Source organism: Methanobacterium paludis (assembly GCF_000214725.1).
GTDB classification, from domain to species: domain Archaea; phylum Methanobacteriota; class Methanobacteria; order Methanobacteriales; family Methanobacteriaceae; genus Methanobacterium_C; species Methanobacterium_C paludis.
Genome location: NC_015574.1, coordinates 400,254 through 416,045 on the forward strand (window position 1 = coordinate 400,254; position 15,792 = coordinate 416,045).

Sequence of the window (15,792 nt, forward strand, 5' to 3'; positions counted from 1 at the left end):
ATTTTTTAGTATTTATTCTCTAATCATTTACTTTTCTAATCTTAGTAAAAAAAATTTAGTTACTTAAAATTTTATTCTCCATGATAGTCAAGTATCACATGTTCCTGGCGTGGTAGAACTATCTTGTTTGAGGGTATATCACTGTAGATTATGGCTCCTGAACCTACCCTTGAATTAACCCCGACCTTTACACCGGGATTGAAGCTGGAATTTATACCGGTTTTAACGCCGTCACCAAATACCACTCCAAATTTCCGCCTTCCTGAATCAATCTTAGCACCTTTAACAACCATTTTCACGTGTCCATCATCGAAGCGCAGATTTGCAATGTTAGTACCTGCTGCTACATTGCAGTTTGCCCCTATAATTGAATCTCCGACGTATGAAAGGTGGTTAACATTACTACCGTCCATTATAATTGAATTTTTGATTTCAACGGCGTTTCCAATGCTCACGTTGTTTGCTATAAATGTGGATTTCCTCAGGTAATTGTTTGGGCCGATATCACAGTTTTCCCCTATGTAAACGGGTCCCATTATGTAGGAACCTGATCTGATGATGCTTCCTTTCCCGAGATGTACTGGGCCGTGTATTGTGGCTCCTTCTTCCACTTCTCCATCAATCTGGGTTTCTAAATCTTTTAAAAAGTGTTCGTTCACATCAAGGAGTTCCCATGGTCTCCCAATGTCGATCCATTTGTTTGTGGATTTAAATCCTGCAACCTTCATATTTTCCTTTATTTGGATTAAGAGGGAATCTGTTATTTCATACTCTCCCCTCTGGGATTTTTCAGTTTTTTCGATGGCATCAAATATCTGGGGGTTGAATATGTATATCCCTGCGTTTATTAAATTGCTTGGAGCTTCTTCTGGAGCTGGTTTTTCAACTAAATTGGTTATACTGTCTCCATCAAGCTCAACAACCCCAAAAGATGAAGGATCTTCTACTTCTGTAAGAACGAGTATTGATGTTGCATCGCCGTGACTATATCTCTCTATTAAAGAGATTATAAGTTCTGGATCAACTATTATGTCTCCATTTAAAACAATAAATTCTTCATCAATGACCTTTGAAGCTTTTCCTATGGCATGGGCTGTTCCAAGACGTTCTTCTTGGGTTAAATAAGTGATGTTCACTCCAAAGTTAGATCCGTCTCCAAAGTGTTCTTTTATAACCTCTTCATGGTATCCTACAACCATTGATAACTCTTTGACACCGGCATCCCTCAGTGCTTCCACATTGTACTGTAAAATTGGTTTTCCCCCAACTTTTAGCATTGTTTTGGGTCTTGTGATGGTTAGGGGCCGCATCCTTGTGCCTTCGCCTGCTGTGAGTATAACTGCCTTCATAATAATTCATCCTTTTACATTTCTTTCTAAAATAACTTGGATATTAATCTGACACAAGTTAAATAATTTGATCTATGATTTGACAAATTAACAATAACTTGATCTGCTGAACACAATCTCTTAATAATAACTTGATCCGATAGACACAAATCTCTTTACAAATAACTTGATCTAATAGGTCTAATACTACTATTCAATATCCTTTCTAATACTAATTAATCTGAATTCTATTATAAAAATCCTTTCAAAAAAAAGCGCTTTAAAGAATCATAAAAAAAATATTGTAGAAATGATTTTATAAAAATCCTTCTATGAACTCTGCACATTTGTCCCTTATTGCCCTTGCCCTTTCTTCATCTGCTGCCTCAAGGGTTATCCTGATGTAAGCTTCTGTACCGGATGGTCTTATAAGAACCCAACTGTTGTCATTCATTGAGATTCTGACACCGTCTATTCGATTTACATCGATGACACCGTCAAACATATCTGGAAGTTTTTCTTCCACACCCTTCATTATCATGGGTTTCTGGAAATTTTCGCAGTTTATTTTGTCCCTTATAGTCGGATAACTCGGGATTTTATCAAGAAGCTTTGATAATGGCCCATGCTTCTGCACAATCTCTATAACTCGCAGCGCTGAGAGTATGCCGTCTGGACACATGCAGAAATTGGGATGAAGCCATGTGCCTGATGGTTCGCCTCCAAAGGATGCATGATTTTTGGCAATTGCCTCTGCAACATGAACATCACCAACCTTTGTTCTTATAACTTCACCGCCAACTTCATCCATACACCTGTCGGTACATACGGATGCATCAACGGTTGTAACTACTTTTCCACCTATTGCACGACTAACAAGGGCTAAAAGCTTGTCAAAATCTGCCATATGTCCGTTTTCATCTATTGCAACCATTCTATCCGCATCACCGTCGTGTGCAATTCCAATATCTGCCCCTGTGGCTTTAACAACCTTCATGAGTTCTTGAAGGTTTTGAGGTGATGGTTCAGGCATCCTGCCCGGGAAAAATCCGTCGGGTTGGGAGTTTAAGGTTACAACTGAACACCCTGCTTTCCTGAGAACAAGCGGTGAGATGTACGAAGCTGCACCATTTGCACAGTCCACAACAACCTTCACACCGGGCTTTATATCTGCATTATCGACCAGATCATTTATATAATCAGAGGTTATACCTTTTATATCCCCAATTTTTCCTATATTTTCCCATGAAACCTTTATAAAACTTTTTTCATGGATTATCTTTTCGATATTCCTTTCCTGATTCTGACGGTAAGCCATACCATCTGGATTCCAGAGTTTTATTCCGTTGTACTGGGGTGGGTTGTGGGATGCTGTTATCATTATACCTGCATCTGCACATAATTTCATGGCTGCATAACCTACAAGTGGTGTTGGGGCCATTCCAAGGCGTAGAACATCACACCCTCCCTGAAGTATGCCTGAAACAACTGCATTTTCGAGCATTTCACTGGAGGTTCGTGTGTCGTACCCTACTACTATTTTACATTTAGCTTCCTTTCCATGGGATAATCCTTCAGGTTCTCCATGGGTATTGGATTTTTCCTGTTTAAACTCTTTAACGTAGGTAGAAACTGCCCTTCCAACATTTACTGCAAGTTCTAAGGTTATATCTTCTGAAAGCTTGCCCCTTATACCGGATGTTCCAAAGAGTTTTGGTATTTGCTGTGGGATCCTGGAAACCATGGTTAAACTCCTTATTGAGATTATGCTCCGAATTTGGTGGATTTGTTCATGAGATCCATGAGGATGTCCATTAGGTTTCGTCCCCTTATTCTGCAGAGTCCGCCTTTCGTTGCAGCTCTCTCATTGAATTCTTCAACATCGTCGACCCGAACTTCAGGACCTTTAATAACTATTGGAACAGGGTCTCCGGTGTGGTCCATTACAGATATTGGGGTTGAATGATCGGCAGTTAAAATGAAGTACAGATCGTCTATTTGCATCATTTCTCCAACAACGTCGTCAACTTTTTCAATGAATTTAACCTTGTCATCCATCTCACCGTCGTGTCCAGCTTCATCTGCACCGTCTATATTGATGAGCATAAACTCATAATCTTTTGAAGCTGTTTCCATGATGCCTTTTTTGATATTTTCTATGTTAGTGTCAACACCGCCTGTTGCACCATCAATATCAACCAAATCCATACCCGCTATCTTTCCAATACCTTTTATAAGTCCAGTTTCTGCTATACAAGCTGCTTTTAGCCCATATTTTTCTCCAAATGGTTGGACGTGAGGTACAGCTCCTGCACCCCTTGGAATGATTATGTTAGCTGGATTTTTCCCTTTTTCAATCCGTTTAAGGTTTACTGGATGATCTTTGAGCATGTTGTAAGATTCTTCAATAAATCTGTTCAACACATCTGCGGTTTTTTTTGCTTCTTCTGTATTGTCGAGGGGTAAAACTTCTTTTGGAGGTTTTCCTTCATGTTTAGGGTCTGCGTCTGAAACGTTATCAGACAATCCGTTACCTCTGAGAACAAGAACTGCCCTGTGACCTGTGGATTCCTTGAATATGATCTCCACATTTTCATCAATGTCCATGGAGTTAATGGTTTTGGCTATTTCTTCTGTTCCGTTTCTTATTCTTCCGGCACGTCGGTCTGTGATTGTTCCATTGGCGTCTGCTGTTGAGAAGTTGCATCTGAATGCTATGTCTCCGGGCATAACGTCCACACCAACTCCTGCAGCTTCAAATGGCCCTCTGCCTGTGTAAACCTGGTATGGGTCGTATCCCAGTATTGAAATATGGGATGTGTCACTTCCTGCCCTTATACCTGGTTTTATGGGATCCATAATTCCATTTATTCCCATTTTTGCCATTTTGTCCATGTTTGGTGTTTTTGCAGCTTCAAGAGGTGTTTTATATCCAAGTTCTTTTAGGGGACGGTCTCCCATCCCATCTATTATCATTATGATTCCTTTCACTATTACCACCTAAACCATGATAATACCTAAAAAAGCTCCCGTTATGGTAGCTATAAGATTTACATATTCGTTGGAGAGATAATTTCTTCTTTCAAGCACAGCTCCAAGGATGCTGTCAATAAAACATCCTACTGTACCTGCTATTATGGCTATTTTTAATGTTATGAAGGGGTTGGGGTATATTCCAAGTAAATAAGCTGAGACTCCTATGATTCCTGCACCCATGATTCCTGCCGCAGTTCCAAGTACTGATATTCCACCATCGGTTCCTGGTGGGACTTTTTTGAGGGTTGTTATAAGTCTTGGTTGTTGAACCACGCCTACTTCACTTGCAAGTGTGTCAGCGGTGGCTGTTGCAATTGAACCTATAAATCCTGCGTAGTTTCCAAATGCAGCCATTATAAAAGCAACTATTCCATTTGAAATAACGTTTTTGAGGGTTCTAGTTCCCTCATAAACACCTATTTCCTTCTTGTACTGGTGCTTGTATTTGGTAAATAAAAGTCCTAGAATCAGAAATACGAGTATTAAAATAAGCCAGTTGATACCGGCGCTAAAAATAATAATAATCCCCATGATAATCATGAAGATGGATCCAAATAGATCAAGAGCTTTCCTTAAGTATGTTATAAGCCCTATGACCACAACTAGGACCACATATTCTAGATATACCATGAATTTCCCAGATCAAATCTTTTTATGTTTTTTCTTCAATCATCTGGGTTTTAACTGTTTCAACTCTTTTTAGAGGATAGATCTTCTTAGCCTCGTGGTATATGTGGGAAGCCATTTTGCCGCCTACAATATCCTCGATGAATTCCTGGAATGGTTTGTTTGCTGCTGCTTCCTGAACCATTCTTTCCATGGTTTCCCTTATGAATTTCTGCTGGGAAGATTTAGCCCTTTTTATTGTTATTCCAAGGACGTGCACTTTTAGTTTCTGACCATCTTTGGTTGTAACATTGGATATTGCATCTATCCTGCTTGTTCCCCTTCTTATCATACTTCTAACATAGTCTGTTGTAACCTGGTGTCCCATAAATTTTGTGTTAGCTATGTCACCTACAACATTATTTATCCGGAAGTAGAGTTTTATGTACTGCTTGCTGAAGTCGCCTGCGAGCTCTCTCATTGAGGATTCAACACCCCTATTTATGAGTAATTCAGGGTCTCTTGCAGGAGTTGAGCCAATTTCTGCGTCTCCAAACTCCACAGGAGTCATTATCTTATACCATTGTTTTTCTTTCCATGTATCTCGTACTCTTCTACGTCTTGCTTTAGCCATAATATCACCTTTATTTGTAACGATTTATAAAAGAACCTCTTCTTGAGATATAATACTAAAAATCATAACCAGTTCTTTATAATTAGAATCAATTATTATAACTCATTCATGCTTTATAAATATTTGTTAAGATCCAGCACTGGATCATCAAACAAATTTAAAACCAAAAAGGATATAAGTTCACACCGAGGTTATGTTAAATCTCAACTTCTTACTATATACCTTTTCTGTTTGAGAACTAAGAAATATTTTGTGGTTACCTACAAATTGAGAATAAGAAATATAGGTTGTTGATTCCTCAATTTGGACACCCTAAGATTTTTAAATCCCTTAAACCTTATCTTTTAAACTTTTTGCAAGAATTCTAGCGTGTTCAAGGTCTTCATCATTTGGCCTGCCCTTATTTTTTCCGCCAATAATTTTTAAAGGGCCCCATGTGTCGAATCCTTTCCAAGTAAATGATCCTATGATCTCAAAACCCTTTTCAGCCAATTTTTCTTTCAATGGATCGTTGTATTCATCTTTTCCCTTTCCACTTGTCGTGAATACAAAGGCTTTTCGGTTTTTTACATCTGGTAAACTATCAATGAACTCAACGAATTCATTTTTTGGTTTTCCGTAATAGATACCTGAGCCAAAACCAATTAAATCGTAGTCTACAATGTTATATGCATCCACATCATCATATTTTAATACTCGAGCTTCAAGAGCATCAGCCATTGTTTCTGCAATCTTCTTTGTATTACCATGGTGGAATGAATTATATATTATCAATGTTTTCATGTTAAACACCTTATATTATATTTACCTGTTTTACAGTTTGATTTGGGGATTATTCTGTCTAAATTCTTTAAGATTACTCCTCTTTAGAGAAGATTTGATTTGAATGGATTAAGATAACAGATAAATTTTAAATCTTATTTTTATTTACTCCACTAATCTCAATAACATTCTAACCAACTTAATTTACATTTAAATCATCGTACTTAATATGATCCAATTTCACTAATTTTGTATTTATATTTATTAAATTTATAAGTTTGATTATTAAATTTTTGTTTAAAATTAAAATCGTTTATTTAGAATTTAATGGGCTGATTCATGAACTTGTAATGTGCTACAAATCTCTCGAGAACTTCTTCAACAGTTCCTTCATCTTCAAAAACCTTTTTGCCCATCTTTTTCAGTCCAGGTTTGGCGTTTATACCAATTTGCAGACATATAATGACTTCACAATCGCCTGTAACCTCAAGAGATTTTCCCCACTGATGTTTTTCGCCAGGATTCTTTTTAGATTCTCTTATTTCTAAAAATTCTGTATTTTCTCCATCAAATTCGTATATGAAGAATTTTTGAGCTTTCCCAAAATGTTCAGTAACTTTTCCATCATTTGATGATGCAACAGCTATTTTCATTTCTATCACTCCCAAAAATGAGATTTAAACTGAGTATTAAACAGATAAACTCAGTTTAAGTAAGTTAAATCAACTGTTTTAATACACAACTCATATTATTTAATAAACTAACCGTTTTTAATAAGATTAACTGTTTTCAATAAATAATTTATTTAACACCCACGAATATGGGCCTTTCCCCTTCTCCATTTTCCCATTCTTTACTTGAGAAATCTGCATAAATATTTATTTCAAATCCGATTTTTTTCATAATCTCAACGGTCTTTTCCATATCAAAGATACCTAATCTGTGCTGGTCTATATCAAAGTCCACCTTTCCATTTTCTTTAACAAGGAAAACGAAGTTTGCATTGAATACGAAACCCTCTCTGTTAGATTGACATATCCTTGCAATTTTTAGATCTTCTTCAACTACAGTGTCCACGCTTACAAGACCTTCAATCCAGTTGTTTTGGTTTAATCCGAAATCGAAGATAACAACCCCTCCATCGTTGAGTTGGTTGTAAAAGTTTTTTAAGGTAGTTTCAAGTTCATTGTAACTGGTGTTGTAGTGTATTGCGGAAAACATACAGATAACCACATCAAATTTTTCCCTAAGGTCCAGTTTTTTCATGTCCCCATGAATGAACTGGGCATTTGGTACCTTTTTACGGGCTATTTTCATCATATCCTCACTTATATCGACTCCAATAACCTGGAAATCTTCAATAAGTACAGATGCATGTGTTCCTGTTCCGCATGCAACATCAAGGAGTTTTCTTCCTTCATTTTGTTTATGAGTTTTAACTGCCCACTTAATGAATTCTGCTTCTTTAACGTAGTCCACGTTTTCATAGATTTTATCGTAGTAACCTGCAAATTTTCTGTATAGATCCCCTTCACCCAAAAACTCCACTCCAAATATGTTTAGTTATCAAATCCAAATAGGTTAATCAAATATTCAACAGTATAGATTTATTCAATGAATTTACTAAATATGGTTTTCAAAATTGAATATTCAAAATTGAATATAGGAATATGTTCAATCTAAATATTTTAACAAGATTCTCAAAAATTTTCTCTTAAATCTTTATTTTCCTTACTTTCTTTTTATTTTTCCTTAATTTATTTTTTTTATTAGATTTGCAACGTTCTCTCCAAATCTTTTGATAGTTCTGATTCCTTCTTCATCTTCAATGGCTTCTCCCCTTTCAAGTCCGAAAACCATGTTCCAATAAGTTGAGCCGGGAACTATCATATCGTTTATGAGATAGAACATCAGGAGCTCCTGTATTGTGCTTGTCTGGCCTCCACGGCGTGCAACTGCTATAGGGCCACCCACTTTCCATGAAAGGAAGTTGTCTGTGCTCATTGAAACGTAACCTATCCTCTGTAGTGCTGCCATGAGGTCTCCACGTGCTGTTCCGAAGTAGACTGGAGTACCCACTATAAAACCCTTTGATTCTCTTAGTTTGTCAATAATATCGTTTAATCCATCATCGATGTTGCACTTTTGGATTTTAGCACATTTCCCACACGCAGTGCATGATTCGATTTTTTTACCCCTTAAATAAACGGTTTCAGTTTCCAGACCATTATCTTCTATTACTCTGGCACATTCAGAGAGTACCTGGGCAGTGTTGCCCTTTCTGGGACTTGCACATATTAAAAGAACTTTTTCCATCCTGTTCCCTCCAGATAAAATTTTCATTAACTTCTTTGAAATTATTTTATTTTATTTGTGAACTATTGTATTTTTAATCATTGGTTGATCCGAGGTTTTGTAGCTGATTCATTTCGATTCATGCATGATTGGATGTAAATTACATCTATGTATAATGAAGTTTAATAGTAAAGTTTATATTACATAATGTAAAGTATTAGTTACGTGGGTTTTTATGGATCTGAAAAAATCTGGGAATTCTGAAAATATCCTGCGGTTCATTATCCGAAAAATACTAAAAACGGTTGGAGGTAGTATTATTGAATAAAAAAACTTATCAAAACCTTAGATTGTTCATCATAGTTCTTGTGGCTGCATTCGTTGCAACAGCAGTTATAATGGGGAACCTGCTTCTTGCATTCATAACGTTACTTTTAGGAACCCTTGCATCATATTTTATTAAAAAAAATGTTTATGAGATAACTGAAGATGAAAGAACGGCACTGGTCGCTAATAACGCTTCCAGGATGGCTATGGTTTTATTTTTAACTGTAATCACAGTTTTAGGGGTTGGACTACTGACGCTCAAGAGCACTTTTCCTGAATTTACCCAGGCTGGTTTCACATTAACGGATTCTGCATGTTTATTGCTCCTGTTATACAGTGGATTCTACTTGTACTACAATAAAAAACATGGATGATGTCATGAAGAACAAGCTGAAGGTCTACAGGGCCATGAACGATATTACCCAGGAAAAACTTGCAAAAGAGCTTGGAGTAACCAGACAGACAATAATAGCAATAGAAAAGGATAAATATGATCCTTCATTAAGTTTGGCATTCAAAATAGCGAAATTATTCCAGGTTAAAATAGAAGACATTTTCTTATATGAAGAAAAGGAATAAAACGATTTCATGTTATTATTTTTGAGTATTGAAGTTTTTGAGTATTGAAGTTTTTGAGTATTGAAGTTGGACTCAAAAAAAAGCATGGAATGATGATAAACTGTTGAAATCGTTTAATATTAAAATTGTTTAATAAATTTGGAGTGAAATCATATGCAGCTTTTTAAATCCATTGAGACCAGAAAAAACTTTTTAAAACTCATATTGAAAATAATGGTGGGCCTTGTCATTATACAAATCTTAAGAGCTGCTATAATGGGAACCTTGTGGTTTGTAGTTCCTCATCCTGTGAATGATCTTACCATATTCCAACTTTTCAATGGTTTGAGTTTTATTCTGGTTGGATTAATCCTAATTTTTTATTTCAAACCTTCCCTCAAGGAACTAGGACTTAATCTGAATGATTTAGAACGTAAAACAAGGATAATATATCTTCTGGGAGTACTTTTCCTGGTATTTATGGCTGTAACCCCATACTTCTTGGGCTGGGAGATCAGTATACTGATAATAGGAATGATATCTGGTCTTGTAATTCCTGCATTTGAAGAATTACTTTTCAGGGGCTACATCTGGAATCAAATCCAGGAATCAAAGGATATGGTTAATTCTGGAGTGTTAACATGGATAACTGTAACCCTACTTTTCAGCATCTGGCATCTAGGTTATATTGATGTCTTTCTCATCCATCCAATGGGTCCCGGCAACATTCCAATGCTTTTGATATCCAAAATGGGAATAGGATTGATATTAGGACTTATTGTAGGATTTTTACGTCTTAAAACAGGAAAAGTGTATGCATCATTTATTTTCCATGGATTCTGGAATGTGTTTGCACCTTAAATTAAAATATAGTCCAGTGTAAAACACCATTAATTTGTTAGATCCGCTAGAAATGGAACTTATGAGTTTTACACTACTTTATGGATTTTTCAGAATCATAAATTTAGTAGTTATACTCTTGACTAGTTTCCCTTAAAATAGTAAAATTTAATAGAATAAGTGGGAATGATATTTAAATAGATTTTTTGCTGGGGTTTTTGTTGCAAGGGCTTTCATCGGAGAGTTTTTCAGACCCCTTTTTAATATCTGCACCTAACTTCTCAAGCACAGCTTTAACATCCACTTTGGTGTTGATACAACCATCCCTAAGAAGTGGAACTCCTTGGCAGTGAAACTTTGAGAGCTTCATCATGGAAAGGTTCAGATCCTGGTAACAGGCAACACCTATAAATGCCTTGAAATTGTTTTTTGCAACGATGTTCTTTAAAAAGGTTGATCCTGGTATAATGTAAACACCGTAACCCATTTCTTCAGCTTTGCTCTTGAGAACACCTATAACACAGCGGTTGCAGTCCTGACAGACGAGTCCAGACTCCCCGAGTTTGGCCTCACAATCTTGATGTCTGAGGCAGTGTGGGAGGACAAGGATCTTCTCCTCTGGTTTGATCTTGTGGAATATTCTTTCATTCAATTTGTTCCTAACTTCTATACCGATCTGATCCACGATTTTGGCATCCACACCAACGATTTCAGAAAACCGTTTGAATAGGCCGTAAAAAATGTCTATGGTAAAAAGGAGCAGTCTTGGGAAGACTAATCGGTTTTCCTTAATTAGAAGTTTTCCAAGTACAAGGGTAATAGAGAGCAGAGCTAGTACTGAGATTCCAAGAATGAAAACTAACTGCCCAAATATCTGGTAAAATTCAGAAAGTGCCATAAGATCATCTAGTGTTTTCTTTATGTTAAATTGATTTATTTTAATGATTAATTTATGAACTTAGATTGTATAGTGGATTCATTATATATCAATTTTGATATCCTTAAATCTTGTTTTTTAAAAAAGATTTTATCCAATTGGCTGAAATTTATTAAATCCTTATTAAATCTCTAAAATAACGTTAAAATCTTTAATTACTTAAATTTATTAATTATCATGTAAAATCTCTCAGTAAAATCTCTTAGTAAATTTTTAAGGATTAAAATCTAGTTTAATTGAAAATCTTAATAAATTAGTGGCTCTAGATTTTTTCAACTTTGAAATTTTTTAAAGATCCTTCAATTTCAACTCCACATTCTACGGCGTTTATTTCAATTCCTGAAAGGTCTTCACATGCACATAAAATGTCCTGCTCTGGATGGGTGCCTGCCTGTATTCTGCAGTCAAGGCGTACATGATCTCCACAGGCAACAACTAGTGGGAGTCTTTTTGATGTGGGATGGTCCTTTGGAAGAACAACTATTGGTGAACCAAACTCGCGTAAAAGATACAACATGGATTTAATTCCTGTTTCGGCCTTTTCACTAACTTCAAATGAGGAAACGGCTATCAAATCTTCTGATTCAAGGAACATCACGATTTCTTCTTTTTCAGGGGTTCCTATGAATATTTGCATATCCTTAGCTGCCTTAGTTACCCCTAACTCCCCAGAACTTCCAATTAAAAAAAGAATTTCATCAGGATCTAATCTGATTCTTCTACGTTCTCTGACTGACATGAGGGGCAAACTACTCTTTTTCCAATCCCTTTAAACGTGTTTCCACAATCTAAGCATTTGTATCTTTTTGTTTTCAGTTTCTTCATTTTAATGTCAGCCATTGGCCCGCCAACTGTACACATAGTATCACCAGTTATCTTATGTTCATGATCTTATTTAGTTTTTGTGTTAATTTTTGGGGATTAATTTCTTTTTAAAAAATCATACTTAGGTTTTAAAGATAATTGGGTTTTAAAAAGTTTTTAAAAATCCAATTTCACCCAACTACAACATATTTATCCCATTAAATTCCATATTATATCAAGATTTGATTATCCATAATATAAACTAAAGATAAGAATATCTTTATTAAATGGTGAGACTATTGAAAAACCTTATTTTTCCATTTTCAGCAATTGTTGGCCAGAATAATGTTAAAAAAGCCCTTATACTCAATGCGATAAACCCGAGCATTGGTGGAGTCCTGATAAAAGGTGACAAAGGAACGGGTAAAACAACTGCTGTGCGGGCGCTGGCAGATCTTCTACCTCCATTGAAAGTTGTAAAAGGATGTTCATTCAACTGTGACCCTGATAATCCAGATTTATTCTGTGACTCATGTAAATCTGGCGATTTTGAGGTTGAAGAGAAGAGTATGAGGGTGGTTGAACTTCCCCTTGGATCAACAGAAGACCGTGTGGTTGGATCTATAAACATTGAAAAAGCCTTAAAAGAAGGATCAAAAGCATTAGAACCAGGTATTCTTGCTGATGCAAACCGTAATATACTCTATGTTGATGAGATAAACCTCCTGGACGATAACTTGGTTGACGTTCTTTTGGACGCTGCTGCCTATGGTGTGAACATAGTTGAAAGGGAAGGAATATCATTATCTCATCCATCAAATTTTATTTTGGTGGGTACAATGAACCCTGCTGAAGGAGAGCTCAGACCACAGCTTTCAGACAGAATAGGTCTCCACATCTCGGTACACAGTATCATGGATATGGAAAAACGTGTCGAAATAATGGAAAGGCGGGAAGAATTTGAAAACAATCCAACAGTATTCAGGGATAAATTTAAAGATAAACAGGATGAAATACTCGATAGCATAATTCAGGCAAGGAAAATTCTCCAGGATGTGAAGATATCCCGGGATATGATGAAGGTTATAGCCCATGTATGTATGGATATGGGTGTAGATGGTCACAGGGCAGATATTGCTATGCTTAAAACGGCTAAAACCATTGCAGCATACCAGAACATGGTAGAAGTTAACCCAGATCATGTTGAGGAAGCAGCATTACTGGTTCTGGGTGAAAGATTCTATAAATCATCTAAGGGTCCGGATAAACTTAAAGAGAAGGTTCAAAAAGCTTTATCTGATATTTCAGAGGATGAAAAAGAGGAAAAAAAAGAGCAAGGAGACCAAGGGCCTGAAGGGGATAAAGATCAACAAGAAGATGAAAAAAGGGATGGAGATAAGGGACCTGAAGGGGATAAAGAGCAACAAGATGAAAAACAGGGAGACAAAGGACCTGAAGGGGATAAAGATCAACAGGATGAAAAGGGGGATGGAGATAAAGAAGGACAGGAAGATAAAGAACAACAACATAATAAGGGAGAACACGGGGAGGAAGAACAGCAGGGAACTAACCGGGAGCTGGGGATTAAAGAAGGGCATGAAAGTCAATCTGAGGGTAAAAAAAAGGGAATGAAACTTAAATCTCTTGAAAAAAAGGAAGAACCCATTGAATCTGATGAAGTAGAAATTGATATAAAAAAACTTCTTAAGATGAAGGGAAAGAAGAAGAAAAGACTCTACGGAAAACGGGTTGATTCAAAAACTCTGAAAGGTAAGTACATAAAAAGCAAACTTCCAAAGGATGTATCCGGGGATATTGCAATAGATGCAACACTTAGGGCTGCTGCTGCAAGATCTGAAGGTAGTATGAATGTTGAAAGCCAGGATTTACGTCATAAGGTTAGAAAACACGGTGCAAGAGCATCAATAGTACTTGTGGTAGATATAAGTGGTTCAATGTTCACGCAGAGGAAAGCCAACAGGCTTAAAGGCATATTAAATGGAGTAATAGAAGATGCAAACCGTCACAATGATAAAATAAGTGTTGTGGGTTTTAAAGGTGAGGAAGCAGAGATTATAATTCCAACAACCCGCAGGGCGGCATCATTTAAGGAGCAAGTGGACAACATAACAGTTGGAGGCACCACGCCCCTGGCATCGGGCCTTAAAAAAGGGTATGAACTTCTTAAAAAAGAGAAGATACGAGATGAGTACGTTCCAATAATGTTTGTGCTTACCGATGGCATGCCCAATGTTGCAATAAAAGAAGGGCCCATCAAGGATGCTATGAAAATAGCAGAGGAACTTAAAGATAAAGAGATACACACAATTGTTGTGAACTTGGAGAAGTCTTTTAAGTACGGTCGTGACACGAACATGGAACTTGCACTTGCATCTGGCGGCCGCTACTATGACCTGGAGAAACTTAAAAATCCAGAGGTTGCAGTTTCTAGGATACTGGACTATGAAAGAGAGGATCTCTAAAACTTTCATAAAGATTATTCAAAACAGATAATTAGGATATAACCATCAAAACAGATAATATTCTTTTTTAAAGTTTCCAATTTTTTAAGTTGTTATGGTTAAATTTAATAGTTAGTTCCTTAAAAATATAGAAATCTGCATCATCAATTTTTTATATATCATTAATTTGTTATAGAAATTTTAATAAACTTAATTCAATTTTTAAATGGATTGATGTACGTATCTAATCTGGATGAATACAGTTAAACTCAATAAAAATACATTTAAACTTTATTTAGATAACTAAATTAAATCATTTTTACTGATTGAAATCGTTCAATGATTGAAATGAAAGTCGTAGTATACCATGCAGATGAGTGCGATCCTAGAAAATGCACAACCACAAGACTTAGTAATAAAGGTAAGGTTAAAGTAGTCAACAATCTAAACATGTTACCTAAGGGCGCATTAGTACTAGACCCATTTTCTGAGAAGTCAGTATCCCCGGAGGATAGGGAAATTGTTGATAAGAATGGTATTGCCGCCCTTGACTGTTCATGGAAGAGAATAAAAAAATCTTCTCTGATGTTTAAGGGAAATAAACACCACAGGTTGCTCCCTTTTCTTGTTGCAGCCAATCCCACCAATTACGGTAAGCCCTGTAAACTTTCAACTGCAGAAGCTATTGCATCAACTTTTTATATAGTGGGACTTAAAGATAATGCTGTTGAAATCATGTCCCAATTCAAGTGGGGACCTCATTTTCTAGAGCTCAACAAAGAGCTTTTAGAGGCATATTCCAACGCTAAAACAAGCTTGGAAGTTGTAAAGATTCAAAATGAATTCATAGGAGGCTAAGAATGGCTAGATTTGAAGAAGCAGAGAATAGAATATTCAAGGTAAAAATATGTCTTAAATGTAACGCAAGAAACCCTCCAAGCGCAAAGACATGCAGAAAATGTGGTTACAAGGGTCTTAGAGTTAAGGCAAAAGAACCAAGAGGTTAAACTAACTGCATTAATTTAACTAAAAGGGGATTTATAACCCTTCCACGTTAAATTAAATCCAGTTAATTAAAGATTATCCATTATTCATGGAACTATTATTAAGACTCCATGGAAATGTTTAATTTAGAAGATTTGATTGAAATAAATATTTTTATAATATCCAATTTAACGTAACATTAATGATTCAAACCTTTAA

18 protein-coding genes are annotated in these 15,792 nt (G+C 36.2%); 6 read left to right on the top strand and 12 right to left on the bottom strand.

All coding sequences use genetic code 11. The features are described from left to right. Positions 1 to 71 precede the first annotated feature (71 nt). From glmU to MSWAN_RS01835, 9 genes are all read right to left on the bottom strand, one after another. Positions 72 to 1,349, bottom strand: a complete 1,278-nt coding sequence (gene glmU / locus MSWAN_RS01795) for a bifunctional sugar-1-phosphate nucleotidylyltransferase/acetyltransferase (protein WP_013824903.1) — start codon at positions 1,347 to 1,349, stop codon at positions 72 to 74. Between the two features lie 295 nt (positions 1,350 to 1,644). Beyond that, positions 1,645 to 3,072, bottom strand: a complete 1,428-nt coding sequence (gene glmM, locus MSWAN_RS01800) for a phosphoglucosamine mutase (RefSeq protein ID WP_013824904.1) — start codon at positions 3,070 to 3,072, stop codon at positions 1,645 to 1,647. 20 nt (positions 3,073 to 3,092) lie between these two features. Continuing rightward, on the bottom strand, positions 3,093 to 4,319 hold the full coding sequence (locus MSWAN_RS01805; protein WP_048187824.1) for a 2,3-bisphosphoglycerate-independent phosphoglycerate mutase: 1,227 nt from the start codon (positions 4,317 to 4,319) through the stop codon (positions 3,093 to 3,095). 9 nt (positions 4,320 to 4,328) lie between these two features. Beyond that, positions 4,329 to 4,994, bottom strand: a complete 666-nt coding sequence (locus tag MSWAN_RS01810) for a TIGR00297 family protein (RefSeq protein WP_013824906.1) — start codon at positions 4,992 to 4,994, stop codon at positions 4,329 to 4,331. Positions 4,995 to 5,016: 22 nt separating this feature from the next. After that, a complete protein-coding gene (locus tag MSWAN_RS01815) occupies positions 5,017 to 5,604 on the bottom strand; it encodes a 30S ribosomal protein S3ae (protein ID WP_013824907.1) in 588 nt (195 codons plus the stop codon). A gap of 330 nt (positions 5,605 to 5,934) precedes the next feature. Next, positions 5,935 to 6,387: a flavodoxin family protein gene (locus MSWAN_RS01820; protein WP_013824908.1), complete on the bottom strand. Its 453-nt coding sequence runs from the start codon at positions 6,385 to 6,387 to the stop codon at positions 5,935 to 5,937. A gap of 296 nt (positions 6,388 to 6,683) precedes the next feature. Then, the gene (locus MSWAN_RS01825; RefSeq protein WP_013824909.1) at positions 6,684 to 7,019 is read right to left on the bottom strand and encodes a NifB/NifX family molybdenum-iron cluster-binding protein; all 336 of its coding nucleotides are present in this window, start codon (positions 7,017 to 7,019) and stop codon (positions 6,684 to 6,686) included. Between the two features lie 148 nt (positions 7,020 to 7,167). Then, the gene (locus MSWAN_RS01830) at positions 7,168 to 7,914 is read right to left on the bottom strand and encodes a class I SAM-dependent DNA methyltransferase (protein ID WP_227716981.1); all 747 of its coding nucleotides are present in this window, start codon (positions 7,912 to 7,914) and stop codon (positions 7,168 to 7,170) included. A gap of 204 nt (positions 7,915 to 8,118) precedes the next feature. Then, on the bottom strand, positions 8,119 to 8,682 hold the full coding sequence (locus MSWAN_RS01835) for a flavodoxin family protein (RefSeq protein ID WP_013824911.1): 564 nt from the start codon (positions 8,680 to 8,682) through the stop codon (positions 8,119 to 8,121). Between the two features lie 299 nt (positions 8,683 to 8,981). Between MSWAN_RS01835 and MSWAN_RS01840 the strand changes: the two genes are divergently transcribed. From MSWAN_RS01840 to MSWAN_RS01850, 3 genes are all read left to right on the top strand, one after another. Then, positions 8,982 to 9,362, top strand: a complete 381-nt coding sequence (locus MSWAN_RS01840; RefSeq protein ID WP_013824912.1) for a DUF2178 domain-containing protein — start codon at positions 8,982 to 8,984, stop codon at positions 9,360 to 9,362. A gap of 4 nt (positions 9,363 to 9,366) precedes the next feature. Beyond that, positions 9,367 to 9,567 carry a helix-turn-helix transcriptional regulator gene (locus MSWAN_RS01845; protein WP_013824913.1) on the top strand — a complete coding sequence of 67 codons (201 nt, stop codon included), beginning with the start codon at positions 9,367 to 9,369 and terminating at the stop codon, positions 9,565 to 9,567. A 153-nt stretch (positions 9,568 to 9,720) separates the two neighbouring features. After that, on the top strand, positions 9,721 to 10,407 hold the full coding sequence (locus MSWAN_RS01850; RefSeq protein ID WP_013824914.1) for a CPBP family intramembrane glutamic endopeptidase: 687 nt from the start codon (positions 9,721 to 9,723) through the stop codon (positions 10,405 to 10,407). Between the two features lie 172 nt (positions 10,408 to 10,579). Here MSWAN_RS01850 and MSWAN_RS01855 read toward each other — a convergent pair whose 3' ends face one another. From MSWAN_RS01855 to MSWAN_RS12920, 3 genes are all read right to left on the bottom strand, one after another. Further along, the gene (locus tag MSWAN_RS01855; RefSeq protein ID WP_013824915.1) at positions 10,580 to 11,284 is read right to left on the bottom strand and encodes a DUF116 domain-containing protein; all 705 of its coding nucleotides are present in this window, start codon (positions 11,282 to 11,284) and stop codon (positions 10,580 to 10,582) included. Between the two features lie 301 nt (positions 11,285 to 11,585). After that, the gene (locus MSWAN_RS01860; protein WP_013824916.1) at positions 11,586 to 12,062 is read right to left on the bottom strand and encodes a hypothetical protein; all 477 of its coding nucleotides are present in this window, start codon (positions 12,060 to 12,062) and stop codon (positions 11,586 to 11,588) included. Beyond that, entirely contained in the window at positions 12,029 to 12,184 is a 156-nt protein-coding gene (locus MSWAN_RS12920; protein WP_013824917.1) for a hypothetical protein, read from the bottom strand. The genes MSWAN_RS01860 and MSWAN_RS12920 overlap by 34 nt, the downstream gene beginning before the upstream one ends. A gap of 233 nt (positions 12,185 to 12,417) precedes the next feature. On the opposite strand from MSWAN_RS12920, the gene MSWAN_RS01865 reads away from it, so the two are divergent. The 3 genes from MSWAN_RS01865 to MSWAN_RS01875 all read left to right on the top strand — a co-directional run bounded on the left by MSWAN_RS01865 (position 12,418) and on the right by MSWAN_RS01875 (position 15,596). Further along, positions 12,418 to 14,610: a VWA domain-containing protein gene (locus MSWAN_RS01865; RefSeq protein WP_227717022.1), complete on the top strand. Its 2,193-nt coding sequence runs from the start codon at positions 12,418 to 12,420 to the stop codon at positions 14,608 to 14,610. 327 nt (positions 14,611 to 14,937) lie between these two features. After that, positions 14,938 to 15,447, top strand: coding sequence for a DUF367 family protein (locus tag MSWAN_RS01870; protein WP_048188192.1), 510 nt, complete (start codon positions 14,938 to 14,940; stop codon positions 15,445 to 15,447). Between the two features lie 2 nt (positions 15,448 to 15,449). Then, positions 15,450 to 15,596: a 50S ribosomal protein L40e gene (locus MSWAN_RS01875; protein WP_013824920.1), complete on the top strand. Its 147-nt coding sequence runs from the start codon at positions 15,450 to 15,452 to the stop codon at positions 15,594 to 15,596. Positions 15,597 to 15,792 lie beyond the last annotated feature (196 nt).

Excerpts from the sequence above, each read along its gene's own strand:
- glmM (WP_013824904.1), bottom strand. The coding sequence starts at position 3,072 with ATGGTTTCCAGGATCCCACAGCAAATACCAAAACTCTTTGGAACATCC.
- MSWAN_RS01860 (WP_013824916.1), bottom strand. The coding sequence starts at position 12,062 with ATGTCAGTCAGAGAACGTAGAAGAATCAGATTAGATCCTGATGAAATT.
- MSWAN_RS01825 (WP_013824909.1), bottom strand. The coding sequence starts at position 7,019 with ATGAAAATAGCTGTTGCATCATCAAATGATGGAAAAGTTACTGAACAT.
- MSWAN_RS01815 (WP_013824907.1), bottom strand. The coding sequence starts at position 5,604 with ATGGCTAAAGCAAGACGTAGAAGAGTACGAGATACATGGAAAGAAAAA.
- MSWAN_RS01875 (WP_013824920.1), top strand. The coding sequence starts at position 15,450 with ATGGCTAGATTTGAAGAAGCAGAGAATAGAATATTCAAGGTAAAAATA.
- MSWAN_RS01810 (WP_013824906.1), bottom strand. The coding sequence starts at position 4,994 with ATGGTATATCTAGAATATGTGGTCCTAGTTGTGGTCATAGGGCTTATA.
- MSWAN_RS01820 (WP_013824908.1), bottom strand. The coding sequence starts at position 6,387 with ATGAAAACATTGATAATATATAATTCATTCCACCATGGTAATACAAAG.
- MSWAN_RS01855 (WP_013824915.1), bottom strand. The coding sequence starts at position 11,284 with ATGGCACTTTCTGAATTTTACCAGATATTTGGGCAGTTAGTTTTCATT.
- MSWAN_RS01835 (WP_013824911.1), bottom strand. The coding sequence starts at position 8,682 with ATGGAAAAAGTTCTTTTAATATGTGCAAGTCCCAGAAAGGGCAACACT.
- MSWAN_RS01850 (WP_013824914.1), top strand. The coding sequence starts at position 9,721 with ATGCAGCTTTTTAAATCCATTGAGACCAGAAAAAACTTTTTAAAACTC.
- MSWAN_RS12920 (WP_013824917.1), bottom strand. The coding sequence starts at position 12,184 with ATGTGTACAGTTGGCGGGCCAATGGCTGACATTAAAATGAAGAAACTG.
- glmU (WP_013824903.1), bottom strand. The coding sequence starts at position 1,349 with ATGAAGGCAGTTATACTCACAGCAGGCGAAGGCACAAGGATGCGGCCC.
- MSWAN_RS01870 (WP_048188192.1), top strand. The coding sequence starts at position 14,938 with ATGAAAGTCGTAGTATACCATGCAGATGAGTGCGATCCTAGAAAATGC.
- MSWAN_RS01845 (WP_013824913.1), top strand. The coding sequence starts at position 9,367 with ATGAAGAACAAGCTGAAGGTCTACAGGGCCATGAACGATATTACCCAG.